Annotated in this window: 19 protein-coding genes and 1 CRISPR repeat array; of the genes, 12 read left to right on the top strand and 7 right to left on the bottom strand. The window is 41.4% G+C overall.

Annotation, left to right across the window (positions count from 1 at the left end; all coding sequences use genetic code 11):
• Positions 1-160: 160 nt before the first annotated feature.
• Both E3E24_RS12990 and E3E24_RS09825 read right to left on the bottom strand, forming a co-directional pair.
• Positions 161-283 carry a hypothetical protein gene (locus tag E3E24_RS12990; RefSeq protein WP_255454076.1) on the bottom strand — a complete coding sequence of 41 codons (123 nt, stop codon included), beginning with the start codon at positions 281-283 and terminating at the stop codon, positions 161-163.
• A 281-nt stretch (positions 284-564) separates the two neighbouring features.
• Complete coding sequence (locus E3E24_RS09825; protein WP_346766034.1) at positions 565-1,956, bottom strand: ATP-binding protein; 1,392 nt, start codon at positions 1,954-1,956, stop codon at positions 565-567.
• 335 nt (positions 1,957-2,291) lie between these two features.
• Here E3E24_RS09825 and E3E24_RS09820 point away from each other — a divergent pair, with 335 nt between their 5' ends.
• Together E3E24_RS09820 and E3E24_RS09815 are read left to right on the top strand one after the other, a co-directional pair.
• Positions 2,292-2,462: a hypothetical protein gene (locus E3E24_RS09820; RefSeq protein WP_167887047.1), complete on the top strand. Its 171-nt coding sequence runs from the start codon at positions 2,292-2,294 to the stop codon at positions 2,460-2,462.
• Complete coding sequence (locus E3E24_RS09815) at positions 2,443-2,925, top strand: type II toxin-antitoxin system VapC family toxin (RefSeq protein ID WP_167887048.1); 483 nt, start codon at positions 2,443-2,445, stop codon at positions 2,923-2,925. Before E3E24_RS09820 ends, E3E24_RS09815 begins: the two co-directional genes overlap by 20 nt.
• Positions 2,926-3,298: 373 nt before the next feature.
• On the opposite strand, the gene E3E24_RS09810 is transcribed toward E3E24_RS09815, so the two are convergent.
• Entirely contained in the window at positions 3,299-3,622 is a 324-nt protein-coding gene (locus tag E3E24_RS09810; RefSeq protein ID WP_206205337.1) for a hypothetical protein, read from the bottom strand.
• A 213-nt stretch (positions 3,623-3,835) separates the two neighbouring features.
• On the opposite strand from E3E24_RS09810, the gene E3E24_RS09805 reads away from it, so the two are divergent.
• Genes E3E24_RS09805 through E3E24_RS09790 form a run of 4 tightly spaced genes read left to right on the top strand, consistent with a single transcriptional unit; the run spans position 3,836 to position 5,562 of the window.
• The gene (locus E3E24_RS09805) at positions 3,836-4,117 is read left to right on the top strand and encodes a hypothetical protein (RefSeq protein ID WP_167887050.1); all 282 of its coding nucleotides are present in this window, start codon (positions 3,836-3,838) and stop codon (positions 4,115-4,117) included.
• On the top strand, positions 4,114-4,302 hold the full coding sequence (locus E3E24_RS09800) for a hypothetical protein (protein WP_167887051.1): 189 nt from the start codon (positions 4,114-4,116) through the stop codon (positions 4,300-4,302). The genes E3E24_RS09805 and E3E24_RS09800 overlap by 4 nt, the downstream gene beginning before the upstream one ends.
• A 20-nt stretch (positions 4,303-4,322) precedes the next feature.
• Positions 4,323-4,514, top strand: coding sequence for a hypothetical protein (locus tag E3E24_RS09795; RefSeq protein WP_167887052.1), 192 nt, complete (start codon positions 4,323-4,325; stop codon positions 4,512-4,514).
• Positions 4,474-5,562, top strand: a complete 1,089-nt coding sequence (locus tag E3E24_RS09790; RefSeq protein ID WP_167887053.1) for an ATP-binding protein — start codon at positions 4,474-4,476, stop codon at positions 5,560-5,562. The genes E3E24_RS09795 and E3E24_RS09790 overlap by 41 nt, the downstream gene beginning before the upstream one ends.
• Positions 5,563-5,642: 80 nt before the next feature.
• Here E3E24_RS09790 and E3E24_RS09785 read toward each other — a convergent pair whose 3' ends face one another.
• Both E3E24_RS09785 and E3E24_RS09780 read right to left on the bottom strand, forming a co-directional pair.
• A complete protein-coding gene (locus E3E24_RS09785) occupies positions 5,643-6,983 on the bottom strand; it encodes a hypothetical protein (protein ID WP_167887054.1) in 1,341 nt (446 codons plus the stop codon).
• Positions 6,984-7,365: 382 nt separating this feature from the next.
• Positions 7,366-7,788 carry a hypothetical protein gene (locus E3E24_RS09780; protein WP_167915957.1) on the bottom strand — a complete coding sequence of 141 codons (423 nt, stop codon included), beginning with the start codon at positions 7,786-7,788 and terminating at the stop codon, positions 7,366-7,368.
• 225 nt (positions 7,789-8,013) lie between these two features.
• On the opposite strand from E3E24_RS09780, the gene E3E24_RS09775 reads away from it, so the two are divergent.
• From E3E24_RS09775 to E3E24_RS09750, 6 genes are all read left to right on the top strand, one after another.
• Positions 8,014-9,204 carry a hypothetical protein gene (locus E3E24_RS09775; RefSeq protein ID WP_167915956.1) on the top strand — a complete coding sequence of 397 codons (1,191 nt, stop codon included), beginning with the start codon at positions 8,014-8,016 and terminating at the stop codon, positions 9,202-9,204.
• Positions 9,205-9,245: 41 nt separating this feature from the next.
• Positions 9,246-9,479, top strand: coding sequence for a hypothetical protein (locus E3E24_RS09770; protein WP_167915955.1), 234 nt, complete (start codon positions 9,246-9,248; stop codon positions 9,477-9,479).
• A 138-nt stretch (positions 9,480-9,617) separates the two neighbouring features.
• A complete protein-coding gene (locus E3E24_RS09765; protein ID WP_206205336.1) occupies positions 9,618-10,130 on the top strand; it encodes a DDE-type integrase/transposase/recombinase in 513 nt (170 codons plus the stop codon).
• Positions 10,127-10,339, top strand: coding sequence for a hypothetical protein (locus E3E24_RS09760; protein WP_167915954.1), 213 nt, complete (start codon positions 10,127-10,129; stop codon positions 10,337-10,339). Before E3E24_RS09765 ends, E3E24_RS09760 begins: the two co-directional genes overlap by 4 nt.
• A 301-nt stretch (positions 10,340-10,640) precedes the next feature.
• Positions 10,641-11,603, top strand: coding sequence for a hypothetical protein (locus tag E3E24_RS09755; protein WP_167915953.1), 963 nt, complete (start codon positions 10,641-10,643; stop codon positions 11,601-11,603).
• Positions 11,604-12,167: 564 nt separating this feature from the next.
• Positions 12,168-13,164: direct repeats of the CRISPR family, unit length 29 nt; unit sequence GTTTAAGGAGAACATAGTTGTATGGAAAC.
• 64 nt (positions 13,165-13,228) lie between these two features.
• A complete protein-coding gene (locus tag E3E24_RS09750) occupies positions 13,229-13,624 on the top strand; it encodes a hypothetical protein (RefSeq protein WP_167915952.1) in 396 nt (131 codons plus the stop codon).
• A 7-nt stretch (positions 13,625-13,631) separates the two neighbouring features.
• Here the strand turns inward: E3E24_RS09750 and csm5 are convergent, their stop codons facing one another.
• Both csm5 and csm4 read right to left on the bottom strand, forming a co-directional pair.
• The gene (gene csm5, locus E3E24_RS09745) at positions 13,632-14,780 is read right to left on the bottom strand and encodes a type III-A CRISPR-associated RAMP protein Csm5 (RefSeq protein ID WP_167915951.1); all 1,149 of its coding nucleotides are present in this window, start codon (positions 14,778-14,780) and stop codon (positions 13,632-13,634) included.
• Positions 14,770-15,711: a type III-A CRISPR-associated RAMP protein Csm4 gene (gene csm4 / locus E3E24_RS09740; RefSeq protein WP_167915950.1), complete on the bottom strand. Its 942-nt coding sequence runs from the start codon at positions 15,709-15,711 to the stop codon at positions 14,770-14,772. Before csm4 ends, csm5 begins: the two co-directional genes overlap by 11 nt.
• Positions 15,712-15,718: the final 7 nt, after the last annotated feature.

The raw sequence follows: 15,718 nt of genomic DNA, 5'->3' as shown, positions 1-15,718 counted from the left end.
ATCCATCCACTTATAACCCAAAAGCTTCATCACAACCACCATGATAAACTTTGAAGTTAGTACGATAAAGCTTGTGGTGAGTACCGTTTCCTCCTGCACCTATTTTTGTTGTAACTTCTGAGCAACACTGACCTCCTCCCCGCCCTGAAGGGCGAGGCTTTCAAGAGAAAAATGTAACTACCATGAGCGGCACCCCATCGTCTATGGCTGAGATGATTTTGTTGAACTCGTACCCCCTATCGAACATATCACCTTTTGACTTCTTTATGCGACTGAACAACATTGCGAGGTCACCCCATGTTACATGGGGTGTCCTGCCATATTTAGACATCATTGTCTACGGGTGTGCACTCCCTTGAAATAATCTTGGGAGGACAGCATTTTATCACTTCTAGTTCCATTCAAAGATAGTAGCTTTCCCTGTATTGGAATTCAGGAATTGCTTTCTTTATTTCCAGGCAAATCTCTCTCGTTTCTTATGGGTATTGTGCTGAACAAAGTGAACACCCCATCACTAGTGACAGGCCATCACTTTCAAATGTTTAAAGCTCTGTGAGATAATTTTCACAGCATCAGTAAAAAGAGCTCCCTTGGTACAAACCATACATCGCCTTTCTTTTTCAAAGGACCATTGTAGACCACCACACCGCAGGTTAACCCCGTCTTCTTCATAGTCTTGATAACCTGGCGGAGACCCTTCTTTCCCCAACCAACCTCAATTACAATCCCTATGGAGTGCCCTTTCAGGATAAAGTCTGCACCTCCCTTTTGGGCATCATAGTGAAGCCCCAACTTCTTCTCCTTAGCGAGCAAGTGGAGATAAAGTGCTACAGCATCCTCAAGAAGCATGCCAAGCGTTTTTGAATCCCTTTCAAACAGTCCAAACTCGTAGAGCACTGCACTCCTAAGCATTGGTGCTAAAAACTTGTACTTTGGAGTCTTCCGAGCAACTTTGCCTAAAGAACCATAAGCCCTTACTGGGAAGATAACCTCAAGATCCTCGAGCTTCTCAATCAGCTTTTCTACCGTTCCCTTAGCAAGTCCCAGGGTTGAGCTCAAGTCATCATATGCTAAGCTCTCACCGGAAGCAAGAAGGAGTAATAAGCCAAGAGCCTTTTCCCGTGTAGTCTCAGAAAGTCCCTCGCGCACTAAATCAACTTCGACAATCTTTCTCAGTATTTCATAAGCATCTTCAAGTGGACTCGTAGAAGTGAGATAAATGGGTAGCGAGCCTTGGATGAGGTAATCCTCAACATCCTTTTCAGTAAACTTCAGTAATATCCCCTCAAGCTTCTCTTCGACTCCGGAGAAATCACAATTGAGGAATGCATGCTTTAGAGCTGCACTAAGTTCCTCGGGGATTTGAAGGCCACGCTTGAGGAGCAGGTACTCGGTGAAGGTAAGAGGCGGTACTCTAAGCTTCTTGGCTCTTCTCATCAAGTCAGGATCGAGCTTAAGAGGGAGTGAAGAGGATCCAGTGACTACAATCATGAGATTGCTTGCGGAGTCGTGAAGGTCTTTTACAGTGATGCCAAAGTTCTCATCATAGTGGGCTTCGTCAATGAATAGGAAGGTAGGCTGGCTGAACTCTTCAATTCTTTCACCGAGGAGACGTTCGTATGCTTGAACAAAGTCATTTAGGCTTATTCCCAGTGGACGAAGCTTGTCGAGGGAAACGTAAACAAGTCTTTCTCTTGGGATTTGAGGAAGAAGTTTGAAGTATATCTGAGCGAGCATGGTGGTTTTTCCGACACCACGGAGACCATAAAGGACGAGGAGTTTGTTCTCCCGTGCTCTGAGGAATGATTCAACTTCCTCTTTAAGCTTTGCGAGAGGTTTCCTTTCAGGTCGTTTTTCCCCAGTTGGGGTAAAAACGTACTTTCTAAGCCTCGCCTCGGCTGTATCAATTGTCCTCCTTACGATGCTTTCCACAAGTTTTTCCTCCACGACTCTCACCTTAGTGTAGTTCATTGCAATAGGATAAAAACCTATCGTTTTATACCATCTAATTGATATTGAGTGCAAACTAATTGTGAAGAATCTCCAGTTTTTCTGTTTTCCTCAAAAGCCTCGCTAGCGGAGATGTCATCGATGTCCTTTGCTCTGCTAAGAAAAGTCACGCCTCGAACAAAAATCTATTTTCCGAATCATTGCATGAGTTTTCATACCTCTAGCAGGTTGATTATACTGACCTCCTCCCCATCCTAAAGGGTGAGGCTTTCAAAAGAAAAATGTAAGAAGCTAACGTAAGTGTTATATGCCTTGGGGTTTTATTTTTATATGGTGAGAGTATGGAAGTTATTAAGGTTGAGATCCCTCGAGAGCTGGAGGAGGATGTCAAGAGATACATCAAGCTCCTCAAGAAGAGGAGGGAAGTTCTCAAGAAGACTTTTGGAATTCTGAAAACAGAAAAAACAGCGAAAGAACTTAGGGTGGAAATTTATGACGAGCTTTATGATTGATTCTACGCTCATTATAGAGCACCTCAAGGGTAATCCGACTGCAAGGAAAATCTTGGAGCTTTTAATCGATTCTGATGTTGATGTTTACATAAATGATGTTGTAGCTTCAGAAGTCATTTTCATTTATTTAAAGCTAACAACCGGGAAAAGCTACTTAACACTCAAGAAGAACCCAGTGATAGTTCGGTCTGTAGATAAAACTCCAGTTTACGAGTTGTTAAGTATGTTTAGATTTCTTGAAACAAATGAGTTTGTATTTTCTATTGCAAAGAGACTCATAGACAAATATGGACTGCTTCCAAATGATGCTTTGATTTTAGCTACAGCTATTTTTTATAGGTGTGATTATTTAATCGCACTTGACCCCGACTATAAAGAGCCATGTAAAGCTGAGAAAATACGCTTAATCTCAACCAAAGAAGAACTTGAAAAGACATTACCACCCGAAAGCCTCGCCCTTTAGGGCGGGGATGCAGTAATTCTCCCAACAGCTTTTAAAAGCCAAAAGCCTTTTATATCCCCCACACTAATAAAGCCCCAGAGGAGCCTCATAAGACAGCCCTCCAAAGAGGGCTTTCACGTATACCCTGGCTTTTGCCAGGGTTGACCCCCGAAGGGGGTCTCTCACAATTCCGCCGTTTGGCGGTCGAAACTCTCCAAAGGACCCTCAAGCGATAACCCCAAGCCAGCTCGGGCTGGTGAGGGGTAACGGGCCTAAGGCTGGGCCCTCGGGCCGACTCCGAAACTGGCGACAGGAGTAGGAGGTGTGAGGCCCGTAAACCTGTGAACTGCCTTGAAGGGCTGGGGTTATGACTCCCGAGAGGAACCCTCGCCCCTCAGGGCGGGGAGGAGGTCAGTGGGGCAACCTCAGTTATGGAAAGAGCCTGAGCCAAATTAGCCCACTTGTCCAGAAGTCTCTCAATTTCCCTCTTCACAACATAAAAAGTCTTGTCAAAGTGGACATAAACTCCATCTAGGCCAAAGACTAAAATCGGCCGCTTATAGTAGGGATTCCTGAGGTAAACATTGATTAAATCATTGACAATAATTGGAGGTATCCACCGCCTGAAGTCAAGCAGACTATTACGATTTATCCTTGGAGGTATGTCGGCTGTAACTACATTAGAAGATGTTATTTGATAGAAATTTACCTGCTTCATACTCCTCAAGCTAAGAATATTTGCTCTGGGCTTTAAGTGCTTTTTGGAAGAAAGAGGGAAAAGCAGAGCCCTGCTAACTACAAAATCAAAAACTATTTGTATTTTCCCCACCCATACCTAAGGTACTGACCTTAAAGTTAATTATGGGACTGAAATTACATTTTTCAAACTCATTGCGGTATTAAACAGTGCAACATTGCACTTGCTGAGGCAATGCAAGAGAACCCAGGGCTTGTTCTTTGCAAGTGGAGTCTTGAAGAAGCGGGACTAATAACGATAAGAGAAGAAAAGGTCCCTGCAAACAGGCCAAGGAGATATGTAAAATTAGCAGAAGATTGGCAGGAAGCATTGGTAAGAGCAGAAGAAAGCGAATACGAAAAACTCAAGGAGAAATGGAAAACGTGTTCTATAGTGGTTATAAATTTGGCCTTGAGTAGATATAATACGACAAAATTTAAATCAATACTAGAAAACGGAGTAAGGGGACTAAAATGAGTGATGCCTGCAAAATTATAAGGGAAATAATAAACGAGCCCTTTGTATTCATTGGACTATTGTTAATAGCCATGGGGGCCCTAGACTGGGACAAAGACGCCATTGGAACAGGAATCTTCTTCATAATACTCGGCCTACTATTCTTCTTTGATGAAGACAACCAAGTTAATCGGAGAAAAAATTGAAATTAAACCGAGGTGGTTGCATGATATTCTTTAGGAGGACAAAATTCAGGAAGATATATGGGAACTTTTTTCTTTTGAAAGTCTTGCCCTTCAGGGCGGGGAGGAGGTCAGCACTGGACTGCACAAATGTTATAAAGGATACCCCCCGAACTAGTTCGGGGGGTACCCACAATGAGGAGGAGAAAGCCCAAGAGAGGTGTTTCATTTTTTGATCAGAGGCCGAGAAAAGATAAAGAAAGCTTATTTGGACGTTCTGAGGAGTTAAGCAAGTTAATAACTGCTCTTCATGCCAAAAGCTGGGTGGCAATTCTTGGACCGAGGATGGCTGGAAAGACCAGTCTAGCATGGGCTGGTGCTAACGCCTTTGCAAAGGAAATGAAGTATAAGGTAATTTTTGTTGACTTAAGGAATACTGAGACTTCTCGGCAAGCCACGGAGAAGATACTCGGCAGATTGCCAAAATCCATTCTTGAGACCTTGTCAAAATACATTGCGGAGGTTTCTTTTTCTGCCGGAGACGTTGGAGCTAGTGTAAAACTTAGAGAAAATGTAGCTGCTAAAAACGCTTTGGAAGATGCTCTTTTTGCCCTAAAGGACACAATACTAATTCTTGATGAGGTTCAAAACGTGAAACAGGGTGTGGACAACTTCTTAAAAGCCCTAGCCACGGCATTTAATGAAAACGATTCCCTACTGGTAATCTTTACAGGTTCCTATGCTGGTGTTGTTAAAAAGCTGTTCGAAGCCACTCACAAGGACAGCCTCTATGGGAGGCCACCAATTGAGATACTTCTCCCGCCCTGGCCCGAGTGGGTAGCGGCAGAATTCCTAAGGAAAGGCTTTGAGCAGTGTGGTATTGATGTCACTCAGAGGGAAATTCAAGAGGCAATTTGGAGGCTCGGAACGTTGCCCGGCTGGTTGAACCTCTACGGACTCAGGCGTTGTCTTGGAGCAAGTCACGCAGAGGCTTTACAAAGGGTATTTGAGAAGGCTGTGAATGAGGCGTTAAGAGAGCTGGAGCACTTCTTAGAAGGGAGAAGTCCCAAAGCCCGAGAGGTCGTTAAGAGATTAGCTTATGGTGCTACATGGGGAGATTTAGAAAAGACAGGAATTTCAAAAGACACTCTCAGCAGGCTCTTGGATGCCCTGACTAAAGAGTTATTCGTTGTAATTAAGGATGAGATCGGAGTTTATCGATTCTCAGATCCAATTTATAGGTATGCCGCAGAGAAACTACCAATGTTGGGACAAAAACTATAACTATCGTAGTTGAAAGTCCAGACAAGACCTAATGCCCGCAATCGAAGACTAGCACAAGCTTCAAAATTTTAAAGAGAAAATCAGAGGATCATGGAGGACTCTTTCGCTGCTCTGATCCTATTGGTAGTCTTCTCACCAAGAAGCTTCGCTCTTGTTTCCTCACTGAGTACATACAACAGCTCCGGCATCAGTCGGTCAATGAGGCCGTCTATGAGCATTTTGTTCAGTTTTTTGAGCTTTGAGGAGTATCTTTTGTCTTCAGTTATTGAGATGTAGTGTAGGAAGTCAACACCTTCCGCTCGCCCAAGCAAATAGTTCTTGTACCTTCGCATCTTGTCAATGGCGCTTAGTCCCTCACCAAACAGAGTCTTAACGGTCCCTTCGTCCGCAAGTTCGAAAGCCCGGATTTGGATGTAACTGTCAAAGTATTTCCTGAACATCTTTACTGTGATAATCGGCCTTTGAGGGTCGTATTTTCTAAGCCATTCGTGCCTCCTATAAAGATTATCTAGTTGTGCCCGGTTTTTGAACGCCTTTGCAGGTGTGTAGAAGTGCTGGAACTGCTTATCCAATGAGTAGTAGCCGAAAATCGGCTGAGTTGGATCAAACACGTACTTCTTTTTAAAAGCCTTAAGCTCTTCAATGAGGGTTGGGTGTATGAACACAGGAGTAAAGTTCCTGCCGTCGTCAGCCTTCAGCTTCTTTCTGTGGAAGTAGATGATACCTCTCTGCAGGTCGATCTGCTTCAGTCGCTCTCCACCAGCTTGCAACTCGAACTGCAAATCGTTTATCTCCGTGCTCCTCGCTCCGGTAAGCAGTGCTATCAAAGTTGCCAGCCGGAGCTTCTCAACTGCTATTGTGCCTCTTTCTTTTCTGAGTATTGCGAGCCACTTTAAGGCATCCTTCACCCGCTCGTCACTGACTACTTTGCTTTCTTCTTTCTCCTTAAAGGTCTTCAGCTGGGTGGCCTTCGGCCGGAGAACCGACCGGGATAGCTGTCTAACATAGAAGTCTACATCAAAGACCTCCAGCCCAATAGTTTTTGACAGGAGGAGGTTGTATTTCTTGAGTAGGATGTGTTCAAGAGCTTTGCGTGTGTAGTAAAGGTGCACACTGAGAGTGTGATATGCTGGCCGGCGTTCCCTGATGTATGTATTAAAGGCGTTGTACACATCACGGGCAGTAATTTTTATTTCGTCAATCCCCGGCTCTATGCCTTTTGTTTTAAGTAGATACTCCACGAAAATGTTAACTGCGGAGGATTTGTTCTGAAACTTCCCAACTGTCAGCTGGCCGTTGTTCCTCTGTTTGACGAGCTCTTCTTTGTATTCATCGAAGTCGCTGAGTCTGATTATTACAAAGTCCCTGTCTGTGAACTTGTTCTCATATTCGTCCCGACGGGAGAATACTTTTCTCCTCATGGGAACCACCTATGGCATACACCTCCTGGTTAAAAGTATGCAAAAGCTATTAATAAACCTATCGTTTCTCATACATAATAACCGATGATGCAGAATTAACTCCATACATTTGGGCTTTAAGTAGCCAAAATCTAAAATAAAAGCATACTTTAATGTGGTAGCTACTGCAAAATGTATGCAAAAAAGTGAACCTCTTCGACACTCATCATCGGACACCCAGGAGAGAGCTCCATTTCGGAAATAAAGCCCTCTCAAGGCTTTTTCACTCATCGGTAATTTTCAGTCATCACCACCAACTTACATCATTCAAATTCAAACCTCTCTTACTATTTCCCAATTCCCAAATAAAGCATTTAAACATTACTTTTTATCCACAAAAATCCTAGTCATCGGATGATCCTTCATCTTTTTCAGATTTAGACTGCCCACTCTTAACAATAGCTGTAACACCTGGCACATTAATTACTCTCTTGAGCAATTCTTCAAATTCATCACTTTCTTTTTTAGCTCCCCCTTCCTCAGATAACATTTGTAACTGCCTTAATTTCTCCAGTCTAGTTTTTATCAACCTTTCTTCTTTGAAAAGTGACAAATATCCAAGTACCTCCATATTATTACGTTCAAATAACTCCTTATTCATAAGAACAAGAGCCGCATTGATAATATCTGCGTATGCATAAGATTCATTAAATTTCTTCTTAAGAAGTTCCTTTGTAAATAAAAGCCTCTCATAAGAATCCTTAGTAATAGTCAAAGTGTACTTTTTTGGTTCCCTATCTACTAATCTTCTTCCCATAGCCATCACCAAAATACCTTAAGATTAATCCCTTAAAAGTTTTACCTTAACTTTTTACCTAAATATTAAATAACACAAAATAAAGCACATTAATAGCGATATTCCCTACTACAAATCAGGTATTTTTAGTACAAAACTATTTCTAGGCCCAATACAAATCTCTCTTTAAACTACCATCCAGCAAATTATTTTAACCCAAACGTATCCTTAATAGTCTCCCAGAGGAGAGGTGCCATGAGGAATAAGGATTATGCAACATCAATCAATGTCAATAAATTTAAGATTCTTTCACTATGGTTAAAACACGAGCTTTATCCCTACCTACTCAAAATATTCAACTTCAAAAAAAGAGAAGTTGATAGCATACTAGATGATTCAGTTCGAGAAAGATTGATCAAGAAAGAGGGAGAGTACTTTGAATTTTATCTCTTCAATCAAATTAAGCCCAGCATAGAATTCCCAGAATTTGCCAATAAACTTCTCAAAGATCCCCCACAAATAATACGGCAGGTGAGCAGAATCATCAACTTAACAATAATCCTCAACTATCTACTAACAAAAACAGACAAACTAGAAACCCGTGAATTCGAAAAGATCAAAAATTCATTAACAACTGCTAAAGGATTATCCAACAGCATAATAAAAGACAAAAATGGTGAAATTATTGGTCTAGTAATAACACCAAGCAGAGATATTAGGAATCTAATTAAAGCTTCTATCAAAAAAGAAGATTTTTCCAAGATTAATGACAAAAATATGAAGAAAGAGAGATTTAAATCTATTCTAAAAGACATAGGAAAGAGGATATTTGAAGAACCCAAGTTCAAAGATAGTACCGATGCCATAATACTCTGCAAATTTGGGAACTATGCACTTTATCTGAGAAGATTAGAGCCCTTTGATGAAATCATCTTAACAAAATTCAGAAATGACATAGTTCAAAATAAACTGTTAACAGGGTTTAAAATGAAAGTTCCAAAGTGTAAAAACTTAATTATCCAATTTCTCAATAGACTTAATCCAGAACATCTACACATAAACAGAATAGAAGGTCGTGAGGGTGTTAGGATAGTCTTTAAAAGTAACACATCAGAAAACCCTCTTGCAGTAATTAAACCATTAATCTGTTACAGCAATGAAAATGTAATCCTCTATGTAAAACAGCAACTTTTTGATGACATGCCAGAAGAGTTCCTTTCGGAAGTGTTCATGTCAACAAATAGTGGACTTCCAATCATACCAGAAAAGAGAAACTCTCAACTCATAATAAGGTTTTATGACATTCCATGGGGAGTAATACAAGGATCAGAAACTAACAATACACAATCAAAGGTAAGTTTAAGGTTAGAGATAAACGGAACAGAGAAACTTTTAGTAATGGCCTCACGTATTGCGTCTAGCCTTTACCCTCTAGTGAGCTATTAAACAACAAAAGCTTAAACAGAAAACAAGTGTTATTAAGTATCATGAGACTTGTAAACTCCCACAAGCTAACAGTTCCAAGTGTAGTATCATTCACTCCTTCACCAGAAATCAACAGCAAGAACATAGAAGAGCTAAAGCGACAATTAACCTCGATATTGATTAGAGATTTGATTGATATCTATCTTCGAAATCCATATTACAAACGGCCAGTTCTTTCATTTACCGTTGACAAGCGAGACTGTCAAGATAACAGTGAAGTATTGGTTGGTAGTTAATTCTGATCATGAGTGTGGTGTGGGAGTTATTGGTTGAGGAAGTTAAAGCCCGGAGGATTTTCAAGCGGAACAAGAGGGAGATTAAGCTAAAAGTCCCAGCACCATCTCGGCATCTCCCTCAGAAAAACAAGCGGCCTCATGACAATATTCCAGAAGATGAGTCATGAGGCAGTGCGGACTTACTATCGCAGGTTAAAGACTGTAATCCAGCCCCCACAGAAAAAGAAGCGCAGGCTCATCGCAATTGACGAAACGAAACTGAAGATTGAGGAACTGCAAGTTTTCGTCTGGGTTGCGGTTGATGTGGATACTCGGGAAGTCCTAGCTGTTCAACTCTCTCGGGGGAGGAGTAGTCTGGACGCTTACTTGTTCCTGCGCGGGATTCTCAAGTACTGTGAGAGTAAGCCTGAGTTCGTGGTTGATAAGGGTCCTTGGTATCCGTGGGCTTTTCAGCGGTTGGGATTGAAGTTTAAGCAGGAGGGGTTTGGCGAGCGGAGTGTTGTTGAGTCTGTTTTTTCTGTGCTGAAGAGGAGGACTGGAAGATTTTGGAACAGATTCCCATACAAGTCTTCTTTTACTTCAGTTCAAAGCTGGTTGGAAAGCTTCTTTGCGGTTTATAATTTTCTGGAGGTGATGCCCAACTTATCTTGACAGTCTCTGACAAGCTAGTAATAAACTTTGAAAAGACATTTTATGCCATAGAAAATGAAATTAGTGAAGCTATCAGAGATTGGGCAAATACTGCAGTGGTGATTTCAAAAGCTCAGTTAACCCCAGTAAAAGCCAGAGAAGTGAGGCTAATTGAGTATTATGGGGAAATAAGAGAACACAAGATACTGAAGAGCATGTTAGATACTTAGTAAACTAATATTTAGGAGAAATGAAGTGAGAAAATTTTCTAAAAGTGAACTACATGAAATCATTAATAAAGCTTTATCAAGTAAGGGAGCACTATTTGAACTGAATTTCACACTTACTATTGAAAAACACCCAAAAGAAACACTAATCCTGGAGCACCACATCTTTATGCCACTAGGTAGAGAGGTGGAGTTTACCTAATAGGAACGGATAACGAAACTCAAAGTTAAAAACGAATGAACTTTCAAGTAGCTCTTTTGATACCCAAAATCCTTTTAATGTTTCTCTTGTTTAGTTGAAATCATGAACAGGCAACACTGGACAATACTGCTCTTGACCATTGGCACAATTCCTATAGCCGTTGATGATGTTGCATTTTTAATGTCTTCAGTAGTCCTGTTCTTGACGTCTTTGGTTTTGCTGTTCATAAGGAGAAGGAAGGAAGAGGTGAAACTTGACTACATCCGATATTCAATCGTCAAAATACTCACCGGTGATGTTGGTGCATCCATTTATGGGATAATCCTCTTTGTAATCCTCGCAATGGCGTTGACAACATGGCTCCCAGACGGCATGGAGATGAAAAACTACCCCCTAATTGCGGGAACAACCTTCTACCTGATAGCATTCTTTGCTCTCTTCCTCTGGGCGTCACCCAGTAGAAAGAAAAAAGATAAAGGATTCAGGCAGGCAAAAGTCCTGATAATGGCTTTAAGCCGTCCTAACTGGAGCGTTGAAGACATCAAAAAGGCAACATGCGAGGATTTAATCCTCAACAAGGCTTGCTGTGTTATGGGCTCAAGAAGAGTGCTTCTTAACATAAACCCACTCTTCATAGCGGTAAGCAAGCACATGCCAAGGCTTGAAAAGCTGATCTTAATAGTTTCAAAGGAGATTGTTATGAATGAGGACTATGCCGAGAGGATAAAGACAATAGCAGGTAAGCTTAAGGAGTGCTTTGGTAAAGAGGTTGAGATTGAGGAGTGGCTGATTGATGATGCCAATGATTTGAACAGGATTAGGAGCGATTTACTGCCAAAGCTTGAGAGGCTCATGAAGGAAGTTGGTGCCGAAGAGATAACTATTGACATAACTGGTGGAACGGCAGCAATTTCCGGCGCTTTAACCCTTCTGGCCGTTAAGGAGGACATCCAAGCCCAATATTTGAGGCAGGATAGACTTGAAATTCAGAAAATTGACATTGATGTCTTTGACCTCGATGACCTCTGGAGAGAATTCAGCGAAAGGCTTATGGAAAAATCCTGAGGCGAAAATTACGTTTCCTTAAATCTCTTGGTTTATTTTCAAGTTTTAAGACTTATCCGAGTGCTTTTATTTCCGGTGGAACTTATGTCCCAAATTGTGCATTAGAGTTTTGAATTGGTGACAAAAGGGTACTATTTTTGAAAACAAGCTTTAAAAATGCTTGTTTTCAATAGTCGAGGAATTTAAAGACTCAACAATCCAAAAAGTTCTAAAATTCCTTAGATAGCCGCAAAGCTTGAGAGTTTCAGTCCTTTGTTAGATCTCCCGACTTGTCTATCCCGTTTTGGATTTCTAAATGGTTAGATTGGGTTTATTTTTGGTTCATGTTCAGGTGGTTCAAAAACGAATTACAGCAGTGCTTTCCACTGCCACTGTCCTGACACTCCTGAATTGTCTCAATTTAAACCATCAAGCACCGCTTTTTTGAAGTTCGTTTAATTTTGACGAAATTTTGACTTTTTTAGTTCAAAAAACTCCGAAAAATTAACACTCTTCACCATCCAAAAATTTTAAATATTGTTTTTGAAATAACTTGATTAGGCAGAAGAAGCTCGCGAGCGTATGGTTTAAGGAGAACATAGTTGTATGGAAACACAAGAATTACAAAGGAGAAGGGAAATTCTACTACACACCATGTTTAAGGAGAACATAGTTGTATGGAAACCCAAAGACTCATCACTAAATTGGTGGTCTAGCATGATTGTTGAGTTTAAGGAGAACATAGTTGTATGGAAACGTAGAAGTGTGGAGTGGCATTTTCTCTTTCCCAAATCAGGTTTAAGGAGAACATAGTTGTATGGAAACTGTTTTTGAGATATGCAACTGCGCCCTCGAACCCATAGACACTTGCTTGTTTAAGGAGAACATAGTTGTATGGAAACAAATTCCGAGTGATTCTGATCCTATCTTTGCTACCACTATGTTTAAGGAGAACATAGTTGTATGGAAACCATCAACTGCACACATTGGGGTGTAGCTGCTTATTTTCAGGAGTTCTTGGGTTTAAGGAGAACATAGTTGTATGGAAACTCCGGAGGCTTTTGCAATGGCAGCTCCGAGCTCCCAGGGGAGCTTGTATGGGTTGTTTAAGGAGAACATAGTTGTATGGAAACTGTTAATACAACTCTTTTAAACTCCTCCATTCTTTCATCCCCCCACAAGTTTAAGGAGAACATAGTTGTATGGAAACTTACACTGCGTAGTTGTGGTTTCTTTGCTTTTTCTTCTAAAAGGTTTAAGGAGAACATAGTTGTATGGAAACCTAGTATTGAACAATAGTCCAGCTCGCTGCTTGTGTCGTAAGACAGTTTAAGGAGAACATAGTTGTATGGAAACACTCAACACCATAAAACTCCTTCAGTGCCTTGACGACCTCTTCCCTCGGTTTAAGGAGAACTTAGTAGTATGGGAACTTTAAGAACTGTTCAGCGAAGTCTTTAATGAGGTCTCCGACTGCGTTTAAGGAGAATTTGGCAGTATGAAAACTTCTGTGAATGAGTTGCTTATTCACATGTCTCTTCTTGACGTCTAAAGTTTAAGGAGAACTTAGTGATATGGAGCTGATTTATGATTAACTGGCTTCAGCCTCATAAGATTTAAATACAAACCGAACTAAGCATTGGAAGATGTTGAGAAAGAAAGTGCTGGTTTTAATCTCCCTAATCCCTCTCGCATACCTTACCGCAGATTTGAGAACTGCAACTGCCTGCACGCTGATAGTTCTTTTCATCTTGTTCTACTGGCACTTTCACGCGAGAATGAGCAGAATACTCCTTGACCTGATGGTAGTTCCTCTCCTACTGATTGAGGAACTTTTGCTCAAGGGCGGGATTGACTTCAAGCTCGTGCTCGTGGCAACTGCAGCTGTTTTTGCCATTCATTTCGTGGGCAAGCCATTTAGAAAAGGCCTCAAGGACATGGAAGACAGACCCTATGACTTGCACTTCAACCTAAAGCAAGTACTGCTGTTTGTCATAGCCTTCACATTAGTTGCACTAGTGCTGGGAATAATAACAAAATAAAGAAAAGCTAAAACTTAACCAAACACCATCCCATTGGCTTTCCATTTGCCACCCTCCTTGTTTTCGGGAAATCACTTACAACCTTTCCAGTCTTTGGATTTCTTCCTAAGCCGAGCTTTCTTCTAAGATCATCCTTTTTTCTAGGGTTCTCAAATCTTGGATGAGTCTTTAGCAGAACACCAATTGTTGTTGAGTACCAGCCACTCCCCCATCCAATCCTTATCGGAATAGCTCCATTTTCAATCTTTGCCTGCAACTCTTGGTAAAACTTAAACACTTCCCCCTTGTACCTTCCATACTTGTGAATTTCTCTAATTTCGGTCTTTATCACCGCAGTGTAAAACTCACTTAGGGCGTTTTGAATGAACTCCATAAAAGCCTCCCCTGTAAATCCCTTCCCAGTGCTTTTCTCCACTACCTCTTTTAGCTTTCCGTTGAACTTTTCTACATTGAGTCTTAGAACATCCTCCTGAATGTTCAAGTCAAAAGTTACTGTAATGTCTTCAATGCCCTCAACGTACGTTGGTATCCCCCCACTTTCTCCAACTATTTCCACTCCGTAAACTTTCAAGTGCTTGAGGCTCAAGCATTCACTGTCTCTAACAATCACCGCTTTAAACGGATCTCTCTTCGGCTCATATTGCTCTTTTCCTTTTTTCCTTTCACTCCCAAAAATCTTTGCCTCAAGCCAATCATCAGCCTTCTTCATGAATTTTTGAGCATCTCTAAATCCGTGAATGTTGCTGTCAAGCCAATTAACTGCCTGATTGAGTAGCCATCGATTTTCTTTAACGACCTTGTACATCACGGCTGTTTTCATTGCTCCTTTTATTGAAGAGCCGGGTATGAAGGGCTTTCCGTTGCTCTTTATGAATGCCTTGATTTGCATGCTCTCTTTTCTCTTTTTGCCAATCAGCTTCAGTGAATACTTCTCAAAGCTTCTCGCATTTAAGTGATACCTTGCCAAGATTTTCTCCCAGGGATACGGAACACTCTTGAGAGTCTCCAGAATTTCGTCAATGTCCTCTGTGGGTAGAGCGGATATCAGCTTATCCAAGTCAAGGACTATCACCTCGTCGTCGATTATCACAAAGTCTGCTGGCGTCAGCGTTTCTCCAGAACCTATGTGCAAGGGCGAGAGAACTTCAAGTTTCATGCTCCCACCTCACGGGGATTAAAAATGACCTCGCATTAACTAGAACTTTGTGTTCAACATCAGCTGAAAAGTTGCCATACTCGTCTAGATCAATGAGCTTTCCTGGGTCATTCTTGACTATCGAGCCTTCCCCGACCATCATCATCGTAGGCTTTCTTCTTGGCTTTCCGTCCCTCGTGAATACCCAGCCGCTCCTCCTAACAAAGCTCCACAAGATTAAATTGTCCTTGCTCTTGGGAATCATCAATGAAAGCGTCACGAATTTATCTGATTCTGGAGTCTTCAGCTTGATGTCTTCAAATTTGGGCTTGAATATTCCAAGTCCCCACGTCCTCTTGCCACCTATTCCCTCATCTCCCAGTAGCTTTATGGCAGGCTTTATGTACCTCTTAAAAATCTCTTCATTCCCTTGAAATAGGAAGTAAAGGCCTGCATTGTCTTCAAAGAAAACTTGGGAAATGTAGTAGATTTGAGAATCCGCTGTTATCCTATCGAGGGCAACCTTTGGAATATCACTAATCTTGTAGCCGTAGCTTTCCTCGAAGTCAATCTCGTCAAAGTTTGGAAGCTCGCCGTTTATCAGCTTCTCAAAGCTATCCTTATCGAAGAACTTCTTCCTTTTGAACTTCTTTAGGTTTGAGTAATCCTTTTGGCTCTTGATGGATAGATTTTTTAGAAGCTCATTTGCATTGAGGGGCTTTGGGAAGTAGAGCTTCTCGCCTTTGAAGGGGAAGGCTGAAGAAATTGAGAACTCACCACGCTCGAACGCCCTGATAAAGGGCCAGATGTCAAGGTCCAGATAAACTAATGCATTCACGATTGCCCCAAAGATTGTGTCTGAGTGCACTGGAATTACTGCCTCGCTGAGGCCGCTTTCACTGCCCACGTGGAGGGGGCTTTTGAAATGAAGCTTTACTGCTTTTGCTTGCATTTTCTTT

Source organism: Thermococcus sp. LS2, from assembly GCF_012027375.1.
Lineage (GTDB): Archaea > Methanobacteriota_B > Thermococci > Thermococcales > Thermococcaceae > Thermococcus_B.
This window is presented reverse-complemented; position numbering and strand designations above follow the sequence as displayed.

Coding starts and splice junctions, on each gene's coding strand:
- E3E24_RS09765 (WP_206205336.1), top strand. CDS start 9,618: ATGACAATATTCCAGAAGATGAGTCATGAGGCAGTGCGGACTTACTAT.
- E3E24_RS09790 (WP_167887053.1), top strand. CDS start 4,474: ATGAGGAGGAGAAAGCCCAAGAGAGGTGTTTCATTTTTTGATCAGAGG.
- E3E24_RS09795 (WP_167887052.1), top strand. CDS start 4,323: ATGATATTCTTTAGGAGGACAAAATTCAGGAAGATATATGGGAACTTT.
- E3E24_RS09755 (WP_167915953.1), top strand. CDS start 10,641: ATGAACAGGCAACACTGGACAATACTGCTCTTGACCATTGGCACAATT.
- E3E24_RS09800 (WP_167887051.1), top strand. CDS start 4,114: ATGAGTGATGCCTGCAAAATTATAAGGGAAATAATAAACGAGCCCTTT.
- E3E24_RS09775 (WP_167915956.1), top strand. CDS start 8,014: ATGAGGAATAAGGATTATGCAACATCAATCAATGTCAATAAATTTAAG.
- E3E24_RS09750 (WP_167915952.1), top strand. CDS start 13,229: ATGTTGAGAAAGAAAGTGCTGGTTTTAATCTCCCTAATCCCTCTCGCA.
- csm4 (WP_167915950.1), bottom strand. CDS start 15,711: ATGCAAGCAAAAGCAGTAAAGCTTCATTTCAAAAGCCCCCTCCACGTG.
- csm5 (WP_167915951.1), bottom strand. CDS start 14,780: ATGAAACTTGAAGTTCTCTCGCCCTTGCACATAGGTTCTGGAGAAACG.
- E3E24_RS09820 (WP_167887047.1), top strand. CDS start 2,292: ATGGAAGTTATTAAGGTTGAGATCCCTCGAGAGCTGGAGGAGGATGTC.
- E3E24_RS09805 (WP_167887050.1), top strand. CDS start 3,836: ATGCAAGAGAACCCAGGGCTTGTTCTTTGCAAGTGGAGTCTTGAAGAA.
- E3E24_RS09815 (WP_167887048.1), top strand. CDS start 2,443: ATGACGAGCTTTATGATTGATTCTACGCTCATTATAGAGCACCTCAAG.
- E3E24_RS09810 (WP_206205337.1), bottom strand. CDS start 3,622: ATGAAGCAGGTAAATTTCTATCAAATAACATCTTCTAATGTAGTTACA.
- E3E24_RS09785 (WP_167887054.1), bottom strand. CDS start 6,983: ATGAGGAGAAAAGTATTCTCCCGTCGGGACGAATATGAGAACAAGTTC.
- E3E24_RS09770 (WP_167915955.1), top strand. CDS start 9,246: ATGAGACTTGTAAACTCCCACAAGCTAACAGTTCCAAGTGTAGTATCA.
- E3E24_RS12990 (WP_255454076.1), bottom strand. CDS start 283: ATGTTGTTCAGTCGCATAAAGAAGTCAAAAGGTGATATGTTCGATAGG.